Source organism: Micromonospora sp. M61 (genome assembly GCF_018070245.1).
GTDB lineage: Bacteria > Actinomycetota > Actinomycetes > Mycobacteriales > Micromonosporaceae > Micromonospora > Micromonospora zamorensis.
The window spans coordinates 62,322-78,759 of sequence record NZ_JAGPYA010000027.1 but is presented as its reverse complement, the minus strand read 5'-3'; the positions used below and the strand labels follow the sequence as shown (position 1 = coordinate 78,759).

Below are 16,438 nucleotides of genomic sequence, written 5' to 3'. Positions count from 1 at the left end.
CGGCGCGGGCAGGCGGGCTCGGTTCCGCTCCGCGACACTTTCCTGGAGGTACGGTCCCGCGTGCTCGCCATCCGTCTGATCGCCGAGCCCGACCGGCTCGACGTGCTCGTCCTGCCTGTTCGCACCGCCGATGCGGCAGCGGGAGGTGACACCTCGGCCGAGCCCGTCTCGACCGCCGTGGCACCCCCGGACGGCACGGCCGACGAGGCCGCCGCGCTGGTGCCGGCGGCCCGACTGAGCGGACGGGCCGGTGAGATCCACACCCAGCTCCGCCCCGGGCGTACTCCCGGCCGGCTGCTGCTGCTCGGCATCGGTGACGGCGACGAGGCGGCCTGGCGGACGGCTGGCGCGGCCCTGGCCCGCTCCGCCGCAGATGAGATCCATATCACCATCGCGTTGCCGGAGGGCGTGACTCCGGCCGCCGTCCGCGGGTTCACCGAGGGGCTGCTGCTCGCCCCGTACCGGTTCCGCATGACCGAGGCCGGCACCACACCGGCGCTCAGCAGCGTCGATCTGTTGCTGGCTGACCCGGGCACGTTCGAGGCCATCGTCACCACGGCCCAGACCACCGCGGCGATGACCCACCTCGCCCGCGACCTGACCAACACCCCCAGCTCGCTGAAGAACCCGCAGTGGTTCGCCGAGCAGGTGGCCTCCGCCGCAGCCGACCTGCCGGATCTGCGGCTGCGGGTCCGTGGCCCGGACGAACTGGCCGCCGAGGGCTTCGGCGGCATCCTCGCCGTGGGCGGCGGCTCGGCCAGCGGCCCCCGACTCGTCGAACTGGACTGGCACCCCGCCGACGCGCGTACGCACGTGGTGCTGATCGGCAAGGGCATCACCTTCGACACCGGCGGCATCTCGATCAAGCCGGTGCCGGCGATGAAGCTGATGCGCAAGGACATGGCCGGCGCCGCCGCCGTCGTGGCCGCCACAGTGGGCGCCGCCATGCTGCGGCTGCCGGTCCGGATCACCACGCTGGCCCCGCTCGCCGAGAACATGGTCAGCGGCTCCGCGTTCCGCCCCGGCGACGTCGTCCGGCACTACGGCGGCACGACCAGCGAGACGACCAACTCCGACGCCGAGGGCCGGCTGGTCCTCGCCGACGCGCTCGCGTACGCGGTGCAGCAGCTCAAGCCGGACCTGCTGCTCGACCTGGCCACCCTCACCGGCGCCAACGCCGTAGCCCTGGGCAAGCGCACCGCCGCCCTGTACAGCGAGAACGACCAGCTGGCCGCCGACGTGCGGGCCGCGGCCGAAGCAGCCGGCGAGTCGGTGTGGCGGATGCCGCTGCACGGCGACTACGTCGAATACCTGGGCAGCGAGATCGCCGACCTCTACAGCGCGCCGGCACAGGGCGCCGGCTCGGTGCTGGCCGCCCTCTACCTGCGTGAGTTCACCGGCGACCGACGCGACCGTTGGCTGCACCTGGACATGTCGGCCCCGTCCTGGGCGGACGGCGACCACGCCGAGGTCAGCCGAGGCGCCACCGGCTGGGGCGTCCGGTGGTTGCTGCGCTGGCTGGCCAGCGTCGACTGACCAGGTCAGCACTTCACCGCGGCGAGCACCCCGTGGCCGACCGGAAGCAGAGCGGGGATCCAGTGCTCCGACTCCCGGACCGCCTTGATCGTCTCGCGGACGGTCACCGTCTCCGCGTCCCGAGCGGCCGGGTCACCGATCCGGCCACCGGCCAGCACACCGTTGAGCGCGAGCACGCCCCCCGGGCGCAACAACCGCAGCGCCGCCTCCACGCAGGCGTGGAAGCCGGTGGCCTCCGCGTCCACGAAGACCAGGTCGTACGCGCCGTCGGCGAGCCGGGGCAGCACGTCCAACGCGCGACCGGTGATGATCCGCGTACGGCCGGCGGCGAAGCCCGCCTCGGCGAAGATCCGTCGCGCGATCCGCTGGTGCTCCACCTCCACGTCGATGGTGGTGAGCACGCCGTCGGCGCGCATGCCGCGGAGCAGCCAGACGCCGCTCACCCCGGTGCCGGTGCCGATCTCCACCACGGCGCGGGCGTTGCCGGCAGCGGCCAGCAGCCGCAGCGCAGCTCCCGCGCCGGGGGTGACCGCGTCGAGGCCCACCTCCCGGGCCAGGCTGCGGGCGGTGCGCAGAACGAGGTCCTCGGTGACGTACGACTCGGCGAACTGTTGAGCCTGTGCCGTCGAACTGCCGGAACCGGCGACCGTGGCGATGGGGCACCTCCGGGGGCGGTGCGTGGTGCGGGGGGCGGGTTGGCACTGTGAGCGTAGAGGCGACCGTCATGAGGCGCAGCCGCGCCTCCGCCTGTTGCGATCACCGGGGCAAGCGGTGACTCCATCGCGGGCATCCGTGCAATCCTGGAGGCGGTATCCCGTCAGCCGCGACCGAACCGGCCCGTGGCCGGGCGACGCGGCGCGGGATCCGGGGACGGACTGGGAGGCACCGACGTGACCGACGGCTGGGACTGGCGCCGGGGCGGTGAGACCCCGGCGGGACCGCCCGGGGCAGGGACCCCTCCGGCGGGATCGCCGACCACGCCAGGGGCTGGCAACGTGCCCATCGTGCCGTCAGCCGGCGGCCCGGCACCAGGGCACCCGCCGACGACGCCCGGGGCCGCTGTGCCGCCTGGCGGGCCCTCGTCGAGCTGGCCCGCACCCGGCACGTACGGCCCGGCTGGGCCGCCGCCCTGGCCCGCAGTTGGCGCGTACGGCTCAGCCGGGGCGTCGCCCTGGCCGGCACCTGGCACCTACGGCCCGGCTGGGCCCTCGCCGAGCTGGCCGGCACCCGGCACGTCCGGCACGGCAGGGGCGTCGCCCTGGTGGTCGGACGCGCTTGCCGATCCATGGCGGGACCCGGCTGCGCCGACCGCGGTGGTGGTGCCCGGCGTGGTGGCGACCGGCACCGAGCCCGAGGCGGTCACCGACCCGGACGCGCCGGGCCGACCGACGCTGCGTCACCTGCTGCTCATCCCCGTACTCACCGCTCTGCTGGCCGGCACCCTCGGCGGCGCGCTCGGCTACGCGTTCGCGGTCCGCGGCGGGGCCGGTGAGGTGGTGCTCGGCGGTGCGCCGGCGGAGGCCCCGGCGCTGGCCCAGCGCAAGCCGGAGTCACTGGCCGGTGTCGCCGAGCGGGTCCTGCCCAGCGTGGTCACCGTGCGGGTGAGCAGTCTCGGCGGCACCAGTGAGGGCTCCGGCTTCATCGCCACCGCCGACGGTCATGTGATCACCAACGACCATGTGGTGGCCGGCGGCACCGGCAAGGCCTCGGTGGTCTTCAACGACGGCAGCACCGCGCCGGCGACCATCGTCGGTCAGGACCCGGAATCGGACATCGCCGTGATCAAGGTGAGTCGGCCCGGCCTGCGGGCCGTGGAGTTCGGGGACTCCGACGCGCTGGCCGTCGGCGACCCGGTGCTCGCCATGGGCTCACCGCTCTCGCTGGCCAACACGGTCACCGCCGGCATCGTGAGTGCCCTGGACCGGACGATGCAGGCCGGTGAGCCGGGCGGGCCGGTGCGCTACTACGCGGCGATCCAGACCGACGCCGCGGTCAACCACGGCAACTCCGGCGGGCCGTTGGTCGACGGCGCCGGACGGGTGGTCGGGGTCAACTCCACCATCAAGTCACTGGTCGCCGAGGGGCAGGAGGCCGGCAACATCGGCCTCGCCTTCGCCATCCCGATCAACCAGGCCAAGCGGGTGACCCAGGACATCATCGGCACCGGCAAGGCCCGGCGTACGGTGATCGGCGCCCGCGTGGACGGCCCGACCGGAGCACTCGGGGGTGGCCTGCGACTGGCGGAGGTGGAGCCGTCCGGCCCGGCGGCCGGCGCCGGGTTGAAGGTCGGCGACGTGATCCTCAAGATCAACGGCCGGCCGATGACCGAGCCGACGGACCTGACCGCGCTGGTACGCAAGTACGCGCCCGGATCGGTGGTGACCGTCGAATTCCGGCGGGGCTCCGACCGGCAGAACACCTCGGTAACTCTCGCCGCGGACGCGAAGTGAACAGCGGCTCACCCCTTGCCCGAACGCCTCCCGGCGTGCGTAGTCTTGCTGCTGACGCCGAGAGGAGGCCAGCGGGATGCTCGACAACCTGAACTGGTGGGAAATCGGAGCGCTGCTGCTCCTGGCGCTGCTGATCTTCGGTGACCGGCTGCCCGCAGTCATCACCGACGGCCTGCGGCTGGTGCGCAACCTGCGCAACATGGCCCGCAACGCCACCGGTGACCTGAGTCGCGAGCTGGGCACCGACATCCAGCTGGAGGACCTGCACCCGAAGGCGTTCATCCGCAAGCACCTCCTCAGCGAGGAGGACGAGGCGGCGATCCGTAAGCCGTTGCAGGGCGTCTACGACAACCTGCGCGCCGACGTCAGCAGCGTGCACGACGACCTCAAGGACGTGGCCAGCGCCGCCGACCTGAGGTCGGACGGCGCCCGGCCCGGCACGGCCACCACCAGCCCCTCTGCGCCGGCCCCCCGCGTCAGCTACGACGACGCCACCTGACCGACCCCGCGTGCTCGGCTCAGCCCGCGCTCGGCTCTGCCTCCGCGGCCTGCCTTCGTGCTCGCGTGGCCTGCGCTCGCCTTGATCAGCTCGGGTTTCAGAAAGTCGGCCTTAAATCGGCGCGGGATGCCCCGACTTTCAGAAACCCGAGTTGACCATGCGCCGCACGGCTGGACTGCCCACCCGCAGACACGACTCAGCCCGCCGGCCAACAGTGGCCGACGGGCTGGCGGTGTTCGTGGTGGTCAGCGCCCGGCGGGCTTGAGGCCGAGCGGCTTCCCGAGCAGCGACTCACGGCGCATCGCGAGCCGGTCGGCAACGGCGTTGAGTGCCTGCGCGGCCGGGGACTCCGGCTCGGCCAGCACGATCGGGTTGCCCGCGTCGCCGGCCTCGCGGACCCGCGTGTCCAGCGGGATCTGCCCGAGCAGCGGCACCTGCGCGCCGATGGTCCGGCTCAGCGACTCGGCGACGGCCGTGCCACCCCCGGCACCGAAGATCTCCATCCGTGAGCCGTCCGGAAGCTCCAGCCAGGACATGTTCTCAATGACGCCAACCACCCGCTGGTGGGTCTGCAGGGCGATCGCACCGGCCCGCTCGGCCACCTCGGCGGCGGCGGTCTGTGGCGTGGTGACGATCAGGATCTCCGAGTTGGGGAGCAGTTGGGCCAGCGAGATGGCCACGTCACCAGTGCCCGGGGGCAGGTCGAGCAGGAGCACGTCCAGGTCGCCCCAGTAGACGTCGGCCAGGAACTGCTGCAACGCCCGGTGCAGCATCGGGCCGCGCCACACCACCGCGGCGTTGCCGGAGGTGAACATGCCGATGGAGATCACCTTCACGCCGTGCGACTGCGGCGGCATGATCATGTCTTCGACGCGGGTGGGCCGGGCCTCCGTGCCGAGCATCCGGGGCACCGAGTGGCCGTAGATGTCCGCGTCGACCACGCCGACGGAGAGACCGCGGGCGGCGAGGGCCGCTGCCAGGTTGACAGTCACGCTGGACTTGCCGACGCCACCCTTGCCGCTGGCAACCGCGTACACCCGGGTGCGTGAGCCGGGCTGGGCGAACGGGATGACGGGCTCCTCGGTGGCGCCGCCGCCGCGCAGCTGCGACTGCAATCCCTGCCGCTGCTCGGGGCTCATCACACCGAAGTCGATCTCCACGCCGGTGACGCCGGGCACCGCTGCAACGGCGGCGGTGATGTCGTTACGCAGCTTGTCCTTCAGGGGGCAGCCGGCGACGGTGAGCAGCAGCTCGACGCGTACGACACCGCTGGCACCGATCGTGGCGGAGCGGACCATGCCCAGCTCGGTGATGGGCCGGCGGATCTCCGGGTCGTTGACGGTGGCCAGGGCGGCCTGGATCGCGTCCTCGACGGTGCTCACGGGTGCTGACATGCCCGCAATGCTACGTCGCGGGGCATCCGCTGCCGCCGCTGGCCGGGGCGGTGTGAGCCAATCGATGACCTGTTGATCAGCCGTCCGCTGGGCGGGGCCCGGTGCCGTCCGGCCGGGCGTCCCGGGCGAAGTCGCCGTCCAGGTCGTCGCGTGGTTCGTCCAGGCCGACACCGTCGGTCGGTCGCCTGCCGCGCTTCTCCTGCCGGATGTCCTTGTCCTGCTGGCGGCGTTCCAGCCGTTGCCGGCGCTGCCCCGCCTCGTCCAGTTCCTCGGCCAGCCGGGCCAGCTCGGAGCGGAGGAAGTCGCGGGTGGCCACCTCACCCATCGCGATCCGCAGTGCGGCGATCTCCCTCGCCAGGTACTCGGTGTCCGCCTTCTGCGCGGTGGCTCGCCGCCGGTCCTCCTCCAGGGCCACGCGGTCCCGGTCGGCCTGCCGGTTCTGGGCCAGCAGGATCAGCGGCGCCGCGTAGCTGGCCTGCAACGACAGCACCAGGGTCAGGAACGTGAAGGTGTACGGGTCGAAGCGCAGGTCCGTCGGGGCCAACGTGTTCCAGACGAACCAGATCGCGATCACCACCGTCATGACGACGATGAAGTTCGCGGTGCCCATGCCCCGGGCGATGCCCTCGGACCACCGGCCGAACGCCTCCGCGTCGAACCGGGGCAGCTTGATGCCCCGGGGCTCGCGTGGCTGGTCGAGCCGCTCGTTCCGCCGCTGCTCAGCCATCCGCGCCGTCCAGCCCCGCGTCGGTGGTGCCCGGGCCGGTCAGGGCGTCGCGGTCCCGCCAGTCCCGGGGCAGCGAGTGGTCCAGCACGTCGTCCACTGTCACGGCGCCGACCAGCCGGTTGCTCCGGTCGATCACCGGCATGGCGACCAGGTCGTAGGTGGCCATCCGACGGGTGATCTCCGGTAACGGGGTGGTGGGGCGCAGCGGGTCGATGTCGTTGACCACCACCTTGCCCAGCAGGTCGGCCGGCGGCTCACGCAGCAGCGCCTGGAAGTGCACCATGCCCAGGTAGCGGCCGGTCGGGGTGATCTGCGGCGCCCGGGTCACGAAGACCTGCGCGGCGACGGCGGGGGAGAGCTGTGGCTCCCGGATCCGGGCCAGCGCCTCGGCGACGGTGGCGTCCGGCGGCAGGATGACCGGCTCCGAGGTCATCACGCTGCCCGCCGTGCCGGGCGTGTATTTCAGGAGCTGACGCACCGGGTCGGCCTCGTCCGGCTCCATGAGGTCCAGCAGCACGTCCTGCTCCGGTGGGGGCAGCTCGTTGAGCAGGTCCGCGGCGTCGTCCGGGTCCATCTCCTCCAGTACGTCGGCGGCCCGCTCCCGGTCGAGGGCGGCGAGGATCTCCACCTGGTCGTGCTCGGGCAGCTCGCTGAGCACGTCGGCCAGCCGCTCGTCGTCCAACGCGGCGGCGACCTCGTTGCGCCGGGCGTCGGGCAGGTCCTGCAGCGCGTTGGCCAGGTCGGCCGGGCGCATGTCCTCCAGGACGGCGAGCAGGTTGGCCGTACCCCGGTTGTCGGCGATGCCGCTGAGCCCGCGCACCCGGTCCCACTCGACCTGGTGCAGGTGGCCGCGGCGGCTGAGCCGACCGGTCTGCTCCCGTACGGCGACGCGGGTCAGCGACCACTCGCCGCCCCGGCTGCAGTCCATCGCGACGTCCACGACGGCGCCGGGCTGGCCGCCCGGGTCGAGCTGTACCCGTCGGTCCAGCAGTTCCTGGAGCACCAGCAGCTCGTTCGGGCGCTTCTCGAACCGGCGCAGGTTGAGGGTGCCGGAGCCCAGCACGACGGCGTCCACGTCGATGGACGTGATCCGGTTGATGGACAGGAAGATCCGGCGGCGCATCGGCATCTCGGCGACGAGGCCCACCACCTCCGGGGGCCGTTTGGTCGCCCGCAGCCGTGCCACGGCGTCACGAACCCGCCCCACCTGGTCACCGTTCGGGTCGAAGACGGCGACTCCGGCGAGACGGGCGATGTAGACCCGGGTCGGCGTGCTCACGGGCACCAGCCTAAGCGCCTAGTGTTTATCAACATGTCGACCTTGGCCTACGAGATCGTGGACGTCTTCACCGACCGCCCTTTCGCCGGCAACCCGCTGGCCGTGGTGTTCGGCGCGGAAGCGCTGGCCACCGAGCAGATGCAGGCGCTCGCGTTGGAGTTCAACCTGTCCGAGACGGTGTTCGTGCTGCCACCGACCCAGGTCGGCGCCACCTACCGGGCCCGGATCTTCACCCCGGTGGAGGAGTTGCCGTTCGCCGGGCACCCGAGCGTCGGCGCGGCGGTCACCGCCAGCCGCCGGGGCATGTTCGGTGTGGGGCAGGTCACCCAGGAGTGCAAGGCCGGGGTGCTGCCGATCGAGGTGACCGCGTCGGGGGCGACGCTGACCGGGGGCACGCCGACTCTCGGGCCGGAGTTGGACCCGGAGCCGTTGCTGGAGATCGCCGGGCTGGTCGCGGACGACCACATCGGGCCCGCTCCCCGCGTCGCCGGCTGCGGTTTGGAGTTCCCGTACCTCCCGGTGCGTCCGGAGTCGGTGGCCCGCGCGCGGGTGAACGCGACGGCGGCGCAGCGTTATGGGGTGTCGCACGTCAGCGTCTTCTCCTGGGACGCCGCCACGCAAACCGCGCACGCCCGGGTCTTCGTGCCGGGGATGGGTGTCCCGGAGGACCCGGCGACCGGCTCGGCGGCCCTCGGCCTCGGTGTCTGGCTGGTGGCGAGCGGTCTGCTGCCGGCCGAGGGGCTGTCCCGTTACGCGGTCCGTCAGGGTGTGGAGATCAACCGTCCGTCCTCGCTGGCCTGCACGGTCACCGCGGCGAACGCTGTGGCGGTCGGCGCGACCGTCGCCGGTCAGGTGATGCCGGTGGCGCGCGGTGAGATCGCGGTGCCGCCGTTCGTGGGCTGATCACACCAAAGCGCCGGCGGCCTACGCGTCAGCGGCCGAGGTGCGGCAGGATGCGAGGGTGACTGACGACGGGGGTGGGTCGACGCCGCTGGTCGACGAGGCGATGAAGAAGGCTGCCGTGGCCTGGGTCAGCGTTTCCGGTGGGCCGGCGCTCGCGCTCTGGTGCGCCCCACTGGAGGGCGCCCTCCTGGTGGTCAGCGGGCCGGGCGAGCAGGCAGCACCGGGTCTGGCCGACGCCACCGAGGCGCAGGTCTCCCTGCGCGGCGACCACGGTGGTCGGATCGTCACCTGGTCGGCACAGGTGAGCCGGGTGCAGCCGGGCACGGAGGCGTGGGACACCACCGCGCCGCTGGTGGCGGCGAAGCGTCTCAACGCGCCCGGTCCGACCGCTGACCTGGTGGCCCGCTGGGCCGCCGACGGATGCGCGGTCAACCGGCTCACCCCGGCCGGAACGCCGCTGGCCGGCGCGGACCTGCCGGCCGACGCGCAGGCCGAGCCGCCTCGGCCCACACCGGCCGTCCGGGCCACCCGCAAGCCGTTCCGCCTGCACCGGGTTCGTCGCCGCTGATCGGCGCGTCAACCCGCCCGGCCGCCGGCGCCCACCACCTCGGCGTCGACGTCGACCAGGGCGAGCACCTCGCGCAGGGTGCCGATTGTGGGGCCGCGCCAGTCCAGGTCGGCGTTGAACACCATGTGTGTGGCCAGGTCCGCCGCGGCGAGCCGGACCGCGGTCATCCCGGCCCGCTCGGCGCCGGTCAACTCCTGGCTGCCGCCGTCACCGACGTACAGGCAGTTGCCCGGGGCGAGCCCGAGCCGCTGGCAGGCGGTCAGGTAGAGCGCCGGGTCCGGCTTGCACCGTCCAACCTGTACGGAGAAGACCCGCACGTCGAGCAGCCGGGCGACCGCGAGCTGTGGCAGGAAGGCCGGCAGTTCGTGCGTACAGTCGCTGATCACCCCGGTACGCAGGCCGCGCTGGCGTAGGGCCGCCAGCACCGGCACGGCGTCGGCCCGCAGCCAGGTGTCCGCGCGGACCGCCCGGTGCCGGGACGCCACGGCCGCCCGCACCGCGGTGTCGTTCGGGTGTACGCCGGCCTGGGCGCACACCCACCGAAGGGTCGCCTCCGCGTTGCCGAGTCGACCGGTGGCCCGCTCGTAGTACGTGCGGTCCAGCACCTCGGTCAACGTGTCGGTGTCACATCCGAGCAGCTCGGCGGTGTCGGTGTGAGCGACACCGCGCTGCACCGAACGGGTGAGGGTGCCGAAGAAATCGAACAGCACCGCCTGGTAGGTGGGCATGGGGGAGCGCCTCCGGGCGGTCGGGGGTTGGCGGCGCGGACCCGCGTGATCGTAACGGAGCGATGACCCTGCGTGTTGTCCGTCATACGTGTGAGGATTACGTCCCGTGTCCCCACCTTCACCCCGGCCGTCCCTGGATCCGCTGACCACCGGCGCGGTCGGTCTGGCCGTGGTCGCCGTGTCGTCGTCCGCGCCACTGATCGCGTACGCCGCCGCACCCGCGTTGGCCATCGCGTTCTGGCGCAACCTGCTCGCGGTGGCAGTGCTGAGCCCTTTCGCGCTGGCCCGCCGTCGCGCCGAGTTCCGCAGGCTGACCACCGGTGTGGGCCGGCGGGAGGGACTGTTCTGCATCCTGTCCGGGGTCGCGTTGGCCGGTCACTTCGCGACGTGGGTGCCGAGCGCCCAGCTCACCTCGGTCGCCACGTCCACCGCCCTGGTCGCCACCCAGCCGGTCTGGCAGGGGCTGATCGCGCGCGCCCAGGGACGTGGGCTGCCCCGGATCGTGTGGATCGGCATCGCGGTGGCGGTCGGCGGCGCCGCGATCGCCACCGGGGTGGACGTGGGGGTCTCCGGCAGGGCCGTCCTCGGCGACGTGCTGGCGTTGACCGGCGGCATGTTCGCCGCCGTCTACACCGCCTTCGGTGAGCGGGCGCGGACCAGCATCAGCACCACCACCTACACCACCATCTGCTACGGGATCTGCGCACTGCTCCTGCTGGTCATGTGCCTGATCGGCGGCGTACGGCTGACCGGGTTCGACGGGCGGACCTGGCTGGCCATCCTCGCCCTCGTGGTCGGCGCCCAACTGCTCGGGCACTCGATGTTCAACTACGCGCTGAAGAAGATCCCGGCGACCACGGTGAGCGTGCTGATCCTGCTGGAGGCGCCCGGCGCGGCCCTGCTCGGTTGGGCCTGGCTGGGTCAGGTTCCCCGCCCGTACGCGCTGCTCGGGATGGCGTTGCTGCTGGCCGGGGTGGCGGTGGTGGTGCTCGGCGGCGCCCGGGCCGCTCGCCGGCCGGCACCCACCGCGCTGCCGGCCGACCCGACCCCGCTGAACGACTGACGGTCTTCACAGGTACGCGGCGAAGTGGTCCGCGACCAGATCGGTCAGCTGATCACCGTCGAGGCTGCCGTCCACCTGGATCACCCGGACGCCCAGCCGCGCGGCCTGCGCCACTGCGTCCGCCGCCACCAGTTCGTCCCTCTCCCACCTGTTGCGGAGGGCCCGCTCGGGGTCACTGACCCCCGCTGCGGCGATGCTGGCACGCGGCAGCCGGACGATCTGCTGGGCGCGGAACTCGGCAGTGGGCACCAGCACCACCAGCTGCCGTACCGATCCGACGACCGGTGCCACCAACTCCGGTCGCAGCCCCCAGCCTTCGGCCACCAGCCGGCGGCCGGGCACCAGTGCGCTGAGGTCGTCGAGCACCCACGCGAAGCGGCGGGGAAAACCTGCCAGTGTCTCGGCAGCCATTCGGGCTGGCTCGGTGCGTACCCAGGTCGTCTCCGGATCGGGGCCGGCCGGCGGTTCGCCGTGCCGGACCCGGTCTGCGATGCGCCGGTCGTCGTGCCCTCGGGCGTCGTGCCGGTCGTAGAGGTATGCCGTCAGACCGAACCGCATGGCCAGGTTGACGGCGACTGTCGACTTGCCGGCCCATTGCCCGCCGCCGATCCAGAGGGCCCGGCGCGCGGTGGCGGTCGCATCGAAATCCATGCCTCGATGTTGGTTGCCGGCCACTCCAAGATCAAGTCTTGTTCTCGCCCGCCACCCTGTGATGAAGTGAGGGAAGACGCAGGTCCGCCCGGTCAGACCTCGTGGACCTCGATGACCTGGGTCGTCGGTGCGGCTTCGCCGAGCGCGGCGCGTAGCGCGGCCCGTTCCGGATCGACGAGGAACGACTCGTAGCCGGCGCGGGCGTCGAACCGGATCACGTGCACCTCGGTCTGCCCGTCGGTGCCACGCAGCCGCCGTTCCAGCTGGCCGCCGTGCCGCCCGAGAAAGGCCAGCACGGCGTCCTCGTAGCGTTGCCCGGCGGCCTCGGCCCCGGATGCGTACTCGACCAGCGCGACGAGAGTGAGCATGGCGGCCACGCTACCCAGCGATGCCGACTGCCTTCGCGCTCGCCTCCCAGAGTCGGGCGGCGAGCCGCGGGTCGCTGGCCTTGCGGTACGGCCGACGCGGGCGACGGTCGGCGTAGAAGCCGCCGTTGGTCAGCCGGGATCCGTCCTGGTTGGCCAGCCACACCAGGGTCTCGGCGCCCTTCTCCGGGCTGCGGAACGGCATGAACCGCATGCCGAACGCGACCAGCCTGCTGTCGTTGCCGAACCGGGTGCGCACCACCCCGGGGTGGAAGCAGTACGCGGACATCTCCGGCCAGCGTCGGGCCGCCTCGGCGGTGAACAGGATGTTCGCCTGTTTGCTGGTGCCGTACGCGCCGATCGGCCGATAGCCGCGCAGCGGTGCGTTCAGGTCGTCCGGGTCGAGCGCGCCGAAGCGGTGCGCACCGGAGGCGGTCACCACGATCCGGCCCACCCGGTCGGCGAGCAGGTTGGTCAGCAGGAACGGGGCCAGGTGGTTGGCCTGGATCGACATCTCGAAGCCGTCGACGGTGGTGAGTGGTTGCAGCGCGATTGCACCGGCGTTGTTGGCGAGCACGTCGATCCGGTCGTACGCGGCCCGTAGCTGCTCGGCGAGCCGGCGCACGTCGTCCAGGACCGCGAAGTCGGCTCGGAACAACTCCGGACGCTCGCCCGAGTTCTCCCGTACCCGTTCCGCTGCGGCCTGGAGGCGCGCCGGGTCCCGCCCGACCAGCACAACCTGGTCACCGCGGCAGGCCAGCTGCACGGCGGCGGCCAACCCGATGCCGGAGCTTGCCCCGGTCACCACCACCAGCCGACGCCCAGTGAGATCTTCCACAGGTCCATTCACCCCGGTCATGGCGCGAGGTTACCGTGGCGTCACAACGCCCTTTGGGATCGTTAAGTTCTCAACTCTGTCGTCAGGTGGCGTCGGCATGCCCGCCGGACGCTGGAAGGAGCGCATCCATGGCCGCAGTCGGTCGCCCCCGCAGGTCCTGCCTCGCCGTGCCGGGTTCCAGCGTCAAGATGCTCGGCAAGGCCCAGGGCCTTCCGGCCGACCAGGTCTTCCTCGACCTGGAGGACGCCGTCGCCCCGCTGGCCAAGCCGGACGCGCGCAAGAACATCGTGGCCGCGCTCAACGAGGGGGACTGGGCCGGGAAGACCCGCGTGGTCCGCGTCAACGACCTGACCACCCCGTGGACCTACCGGGACGTCATCGACGTCGTCGAGGGCGCCGGCGCGAATCTGGACTGCATCATGCTGCCGAAGGTGCAGACGGCCGCCCAGGTGCAGTGGCTGGACCTGACGCTCACCCAGATCGAGAAGACGCTCGGCCTGGAGGTCGGCCGGATCGGCATCGAGGCGCAGATCGAGAACGCCGCCGGGCTGGTCAACGTGGACGCGATCGCCGCCGCCTCGCCGCGCGTGGAGACCATCATCTTCGGCCCGGCCGACTTCATGGCGTCGATCAACATGAAGTCCCTGGTGGTCGGCGCGCTGATCCCGGACTACCCGGGCGACCCGTACCACTACATCCTCATGCGGATCCTGATGGCCGCCCGGATGCACGACAAGCAGGCCATCGACGGCCCCTTCCTGCAGATCCGGGACGTCGACGGGTTCCGCGAGGTGGCCAAGCGCTCGGCGGCGCTGGGCTTCGACGGCAAGTGGGTGCTGCACCCGGGTCAGATCGACGCCGCCAACGAGGTCTACCAGCCGGCGCAGGCCGACTACGACCACGCCGAGCTGATCCTCGACGCGTACGAGCACTACACCTCGGAAGCCGGCGGCAAGCTGGGCGCCGTGATGCTCGGCGACGAGATGATCGATGAGGCGTCCCGCAAGATGGCGCTCGTGGTCGCCGCGAAGGGCCGGGCCGCCGGAATGAGCCGTACCTCGTCGTTCACCCCACCGGCCGAGTGAACCGCCGAGCCGCCCCCGGGTCGCACCCGGGGGCGGCTCGCCGAACTCAGTAGTTGCCGCTCTCGTAGCTGGACGTGTCCTGGTTCGCGGCCCAGACGATGAAGATCACGATGACGATGGTGGCCAGCACCGCCAGCGCGGTGGCGACCCAGCCGACGATGATGCCGGCGGTGGCGAAGCCCTCGCCGCCCTCACCACGCTCCTTGATCTGCTTACGGGACACGTGGCCGAGGATCGCACCGATCGCGCCGATGTAGCCACCGAGGCCGTACGCGCAGAGGCCGAGGGCGCCGATGATCGAGACGACCATCGCGGCGATGGCCAGGCCGTTCTGCTTCGGTGCGGGCGGGTACCCGTAACCCGGGTAGCCAGGCGGCGGGTAACCGGGCGTGGCCGCGTACGGGCCGGGCTGGGTCGGTATCTGCGGCGCGCCGCCCGCGTACGGACTGGTCGGCGCGTACGGGTCGGTCGGCGCGTATGGGTTGACTTCGATCGGCTGGGTGGGTGCCGGTTGACTGCTCACCGGGAGGGTGGGGTCACCGGACTGCTGTCCCGACCACGCCGGGTCGTGCCAGCCGCCAGAGGGCGGGGGGTTGGTCATGCGATCTCTCCGTCAGGTCGGGTGCGCCGTCAGGGTAGCCAGGAGTGACCAAAACCGTTGACCCCGCTCCCGGGTGCCGCGTTGCTTCGGGCCGGTCGTAACGGGCAGGATCTCGACATGGCATTCGACGCGCGCGCCGCGGACCGCTCCGGCAGCCGACCCAGACGGGACGTCAGCCGCCCGGGCGGGGCCCGACGTGCCCGCGCGGCCGCGCCGGCAGGCGGCCCTGGCCCCGACGAGCCGGTCGCGCTGGCCGACCCGGTGACCATGCGGCTCGACGGGCGGGTCGCCCTCGTGACCGGCGCGGGCAGCCCGGACGGCATCGGGTACGCGACCGCGCGCCGACTCGCCGACCTGGGTGCCCGGGTGGCCATCGTCTCCACCACCCGGCGCATCCACGAACGCGCTGGCGAGCTGGGGGTGACCGGCTTCGTCGCGGACCTGACCGACGAGTCGGAGGTCGGCGCGCTGGCCGACGCGGTCGCCGAGCAGTTGGGCGACGTCGAGGTGCTGGTCAACAACGCCGGCCTGGCCAGCCGGGCCAGCCAGGGAGTGCTGCGGCCGGTCGCGCAGCTGACCTACGACGAGTGGCGCGGCGAGATCGACCGCAACCTGTCCACGGCGTTCCTGTGCAGTCGGGCGTTCATCGGGGGGATGGCCGAGCGGGGCTGGGGTCGGATCGTCAACCTGTCGGCCACCGCCGGCCCCGTCAACGCGCTGCCCACCGAGGCCGCGTACGCCGCGGCGAAGGCCGGCGTCGTCGGGCTGACCCGGGCGTTGGCGATGGAGATGATCGCCGACGGCGTGACCGTCAACGCGGTCGCACCGGGCACCATCTACACCGCCGCGTCCACGATGGCCGAGATCAAGCAAGGGCTTGGCACGCCGGTGGGTCGACCGGGCACTCCGGACGAGGTCGCGGCGGCGATCAGCTTCCTCTGCTCGCCGGCCGCCTCGTACATCACCGGCCAGATGCTGGTGGTGGACGGCGGCAACAGCGTCCGCGAGGCCCGGTTCCGCTGACCAGCGGCCTGAGTGTGGCGGCGGTCAGTAGCCGCCGTTGTCGCCGGTGTTGCCCAGGGCCACGAGGGCCAGCCAGCCGCAGCACGCCAGCAGGGTGAGCCCGGTGAAGACGTAGCCGAGGATCAGCCCCCAGGTGGCGAGCTGGTCACCTTCCTCGCCGCTGGTGCGGATCTGCCGCTTGGCCACGTGGCCGAGGACGGCACCGGCCGGCGGAAAGGCGAAGGCGAACACCAGCGACAGGATCGCCAGCACGTTGGTGCCCCGACCTGGCCCGGAGGGCGGCGGGCCGTACTGACCGTAGGGGCCCTGCGGGGGGTACGGCGGCTGCTGACTCCAGTGCCCCGACTGGTGCGGCCCCTGCTGCCCGTACGGCGACGGATCGTCCGCAGGCGGCCCGTACGGTGAGCGTTCCGCCGGCAGCTCGAACGCCGGCTGGTCCGGTTGTGGCGCGTACGGCGGCTGGCCGGCCGGCGGCGGCGCGTAGGGCGACTGGTCCCGGGGTGGCTCGTAGGGTGACGGTGGCTGCTCGTCTGACGGTGGTCCCGACGGCGGTGGGTAGCTCACAGCTGTCCTCCTCCTGCCGGTGCCGGAAAAGTCCCTCTTGCCGGACGCTACCCGCAGCGGTGAACCTTTTCACAGCGGTTGTGTGGACTGGTCACCTTGGCCTCGTCGGCTCCGGAGACCGATACTGACCCAGCGTTCAGTTACCCACGAGTAGTGCGCGGATC

The 16,438-nt window shown here is 72.4% G+C and carries 18 protein-coding genes; 8 read left to right on the top strand and 10 right to left on the bottom strand.

Annotation, left to right across the window (positions count from 1 at the left end; genetic code table 11):
* Positions 1–60 precede the first annotated feature (60 nt).
* Positions 61–1,536 (top strand): M17 family metallopeptidase, encoded by a 1,476-nt coding sequence (locus KBX34_RS17520; RefSeq protein WP_210925855.1) that lies wholly within the window; start codon positions 61–63, stop codon positions 1,534–1,536.
* 5 nt (positions 1,537–1,541) lie between these two features.
* Here the strand turns inward: KBX34_RS17520 and KBX34_RS17515 are convergent, their stop codons facing one another.
* Positions 1,542–2,111 (bottom strand): O-methyltransferase, encoded by a 570-nt coding sequence (locus KBX34_RS17515; protein WP_088952177.1) that lies wholly within the window; start codon positions 2,109–2,111, stop codon positions 1,542–1,544.
* A 753-nt stretch (positions 2,112–2,864) separates the two neighbouring features.
* Here KBX34_RS17515 and KBX34_RS17510 point away from each other — a divergent pair.
* Together KBX34_RS17510 and KBX34_RS17505 are read left to right on the top strand one after the other, a co-directional pair.
* Positions 2,865–3,986, top strand: a complete 1,122-nt coding sequence (locus KBX34_RS17510; protein WP_374223694.1) for a S1C family serine protease — start codon at positions 2,865–2,867, stop codon at positions 3,984–3,986.
* A gap of 76 nt (positions 3,987–4,062) precedes the next feature.
* Positions 4,063–4,485: a preprotein translocase subunit TatB gene (locus tag KBX34_RS17505; RefSeq protein WP_210795086.1), complete on the top strand. Its 423-nt coding sequence runs from the start codon at positions 4,063–4,065 to the stop codon at positions 4,483–4,485.
* 245 nt (positions 4,486–4,730) lie between these two features.
* Here the strand turns inward: KBX34_RS17505 and KBX34_RS17500 are convergent, their stop codons facing one another.
* From KBX34_RS17500 to KBX34_RS17490, 3 genes are all read right to left on the bottom strand, one after another.
* Complete coding sequence (locus KBX34_RS17500) at positions 4,731–5,879, bottom strand: Mrp/NBP35 family ATP-binding protein (protein WP_210925854.1); 1,149 nt, start codon at positions 5,877–5,879, stop codon at positions 4,731–4,733.
* 76 nt (positions 5,880–5,955) lie between these two features.
* Complete coding sequence (locus KBX34_RS17495) at positions 5,956–6,606, bottom strand: DUF1003 domain-containing protein (protein WP_141907805.1); 651 nt, start codon at positions 6,604–6,606, stop codon at positions 5,956–5,958.
* On the bottom strand, positions 6,599–7,885 hold the full coding sequence (locus tag KBX34_RS17490) for a magnesium transporter MgtE N-terminal domain-containing protein (RefSeq protein ID WP_141907806.1): 1,287 nt from the start codon (positions 7,883–7,885) through the stop codon (positions 6,599–6,601). Before KBX34_RS17490 ends, KBX34_RS17495 begins: the two co-directional genes overlap by 8 nt.
* A 33-nt stretch (positions 7,886–7,918) precedes the next feature.
* Between KBX34_RS17490 and KBX34_RS17485 the strand changes: the two genes are divergently transcribed.
* Together KBX34_RS17485 and KBX34_RS17480 are read left to right on the top strand one after the other, a co-directional pair.
* A complete protein-coding gene (locus KBX34_RS17485; RefSeq protein WP_210795082.1) occupies positions 7,919–8,788 on the top strand; it encodes a PhzF family phenazine biosynthesis protein in 870 nt (289 codons plus the stop codon).
* A 103-nt stretch (positions 8,789–8,891) separates the two neighbouring features.
* Positions 8,892–9,356 (top strand): hypothetical protein, encoded by a 465-nt coding sequence (locus KBX34_RS17480; RefSeq protein WP_218908201.1) that lies wholly within the window; start codon positions 8,892–8,894, stop codon positions 9,354–9,356.
* Between the two features lie 8 nt (positions 9,357–9,364).
* On the opposite strand, the gene KBX34_RS17475 is transcribed toward KBX34_RS17480, so the two are convergent.
* Positions 9,365–10,084, bottom strand: a complete 720-nt coding sequence (locus KBX34_RS17475; protein WP_210795078.1) for an HAD family hydrolase — start codon at positions 10,082–10,084, stop codon at positions 9,365–9,367.
* Between the two features lie 106 nt (positions 10,085–10,190).
* Between KBX34_RS17475 and KBX34_RS17470 the strand changes: the two genes are divergently transcribed.
* Positions 10,191–11,147 carry a DMT family transporter gene (locus tag KBX34_RS17470; protein ID WP_088951372.1) on the top strand — a complete coding sequence of 319 codons (957 nt, stop codon included), beginning with the start codon at positions 10,191–10,193 and terminating at the stop codon, positions 11,145–11,147.
* Positions 11,148–11,153: 6 nt separating this feature from the next.
* On the opposite strand, the gene KBX34_RS33655 is transcribed toward KBX34_RS17470, so the two are convergent.
* The 3 genes from KBX34_RS33655 to KBX34_RS17455 all read right to left on the bottom strand — a co-directional run bounded on the left by KBX34_RS33655 (position 11,154) and on the right by KBX34_RS17455 (position 13,001).
* Complete coding sequence (locus KBX34_RS33655) at positions 11,154–11,798, bottom strand: hypothetical protein (RefSeq protein ID WP_247671923.1); 645 nt, start codon at positions 11,796–11,798, stop codon at positions 11,154–11,156.
* A 92-nt stretch (positions 11,799–11,890) separates the two neighbouring features.
* Positions 11,891–12,166, bottom strand: a complete 276-nt coding sequence (locus tag KBX34_RS17460; protein ID WP_247671922.1) for a hypothetical protein — start codon at positions 12,164–12,166, stop codon at positions 11,891–11,893.
* Positions 12,167–12,176: 10 nt separating this feature from the next.
* The gene (locus KBX34_RS17455) at positions 12,177–13,001 is read right to left on the bottom strand and encodes an SDR family NAD(P)-dependent oxidoreductase (RefSeq protein WP_210925850.1); all 825 of its coding nucleotides are present in this window, start codon (positions 12,999–13,001) and stop codon (positions 12,177–12,179) included.
* Between the two features lie 128 nt (positions 13,002–13,129).
* On the opposite strand from KBX34_RS17455, the gene KBX34_RS17450 reads away from it, so the two are divergent.
* Positions 13,130–14,086, top strand: a complete 957-nt coding sequence (locus KBX34_RS17450; protein WP_088951376.1) for a CoA ester lyase — start codon at positions 13,130–13,132, stop codon at positions 14,084–14,086.
* Between the two features lie 46 nt (positions 14,087–14,132).
* Here the strand turns inward: KBX34_RS17450 and KBX34_RS17445 are convergent, their stop codons facing one another.
* The gene (locus KBX34_RS17445; RefSeq protein WP_088951377.1) at positions 14,133–14,687 is read right to left on the bottom strand and encodes a DUF4190 domain-containing protein; all 555 of its coding nucleotides are present in this window, start codon (positions 14,685–14,687) and stop codon (positions 14,133–14,135) included.
* A gap of 117 nt (positions 14,688–14,804) precedes the next feature.
* Between KBX34_RS17445 and KBX34_RS17440 the strand changes: the two genes are divergently transcribed.
* Complete coding sequence (locus KBX34_RS17440) at positions 14,805–15,710, top strand: SDR family NAD(P)-dependent oxidoreductase (RefSeq protein ID WP_088951378.1); 906 nt, start codon at positions 14,805–14,807, stop codon at positions 15,708–15,710.
* 24 nt (positions 15,711–15,734) lie between these two features.
* Here KBX34_RS17440 and KBX34_RS17435 read toward each other — a convergent pair whose 3' ends face one another.
* On the bottom strand, positions 15,735–16,274 hold the full coding sequence (locus tag KBX34_RS17435) for a DUF4190 domain-containing protein (protein WP_210925848.1): 540 nt from the start codon (positions 16,272–16,274) through the stop codon (positions 15,735–15,737).
* Positions 16,275–16,438 lie beyond the last annotated feature (164 nt).

Coding starts and splice junctions, on each gene's coding strand:
- KBX34_RS17505 (WP_210795086.1), top strand. CDS start 4,063: ATGCTCGACAACCTGAACTGGTGGGAAATCGGAGCGCTGCTGCTCCTG.
- KBX34_RS17500 (WP_210925854.1), bottom strand. CDS start 5,879: ATGTCAGCACCCGTGAGCACCGTCGAGGACGCGATCCAGGCCGCCCTG.
- KBX34_RS17495 (WP_141907805.1), bottom strand. CDS start 6,606: ATGGCTGAGCAGCGGCGGAACGAGCGGCTCGACCAGCCACGCGAGCCC.
- KBX34_RS17485 (WP_210795082.1), top strand. CDS start 7,919: ATGTCGACCTTGGCCTACGAGATCGTGGACGTCTTCACCGACCGCCCT.
- KBX34_RS17480 (WP_218908201.1), top strand. CDS start 8,892: ATGAAGAAGGCTGCCGTGGCCTGGGTCAGCGTTTCCGGTGGGCCGGCG.
- KBX34_RS17475 (WP_210795078.1), bottom strand. CDS start 10,084: ATGCCCACCTACCAGGCGGTGCTGTTCGATTTCTTCGGCACCCTCACC.
- KBX34_RS33655 (WP_247671923.1), bottom strand. CDS start 11,798: ATGGATTTCGATGCGACCGCCACCGCGCGCCGGGCCCTCTGGATCGGC.
- KBX34_RS17460 (WP_247671922.1), bottom strand. CDS start 12,166: ATGCTCACTCTCGTCGCGCTGGTCGAGTACGCATCCGGGGCCGAGGCC.
- KBX34_RS17450 (WP_088951376.1), top strand. CDS start 13,130: ATGGCCGCAGTCGGTCGCCCCCGCAGGTCCTGCCTCGCCGTGCCGGGT.
- KBX34_RS17445 (WP_088951377.1), bottom strand. CDS start 14,687: ATGACCAACCCCCCGCCCTCTGGCGGCTGGCACGACCCGGCGTGGTCG.
- KBX34_RS17440 (WP_088951378.1), top strand. CDS start 14,805: ATGGCATTCGACGCGCGCGCCGCGGACCGCTCCGGCAGCCGACCCAGA.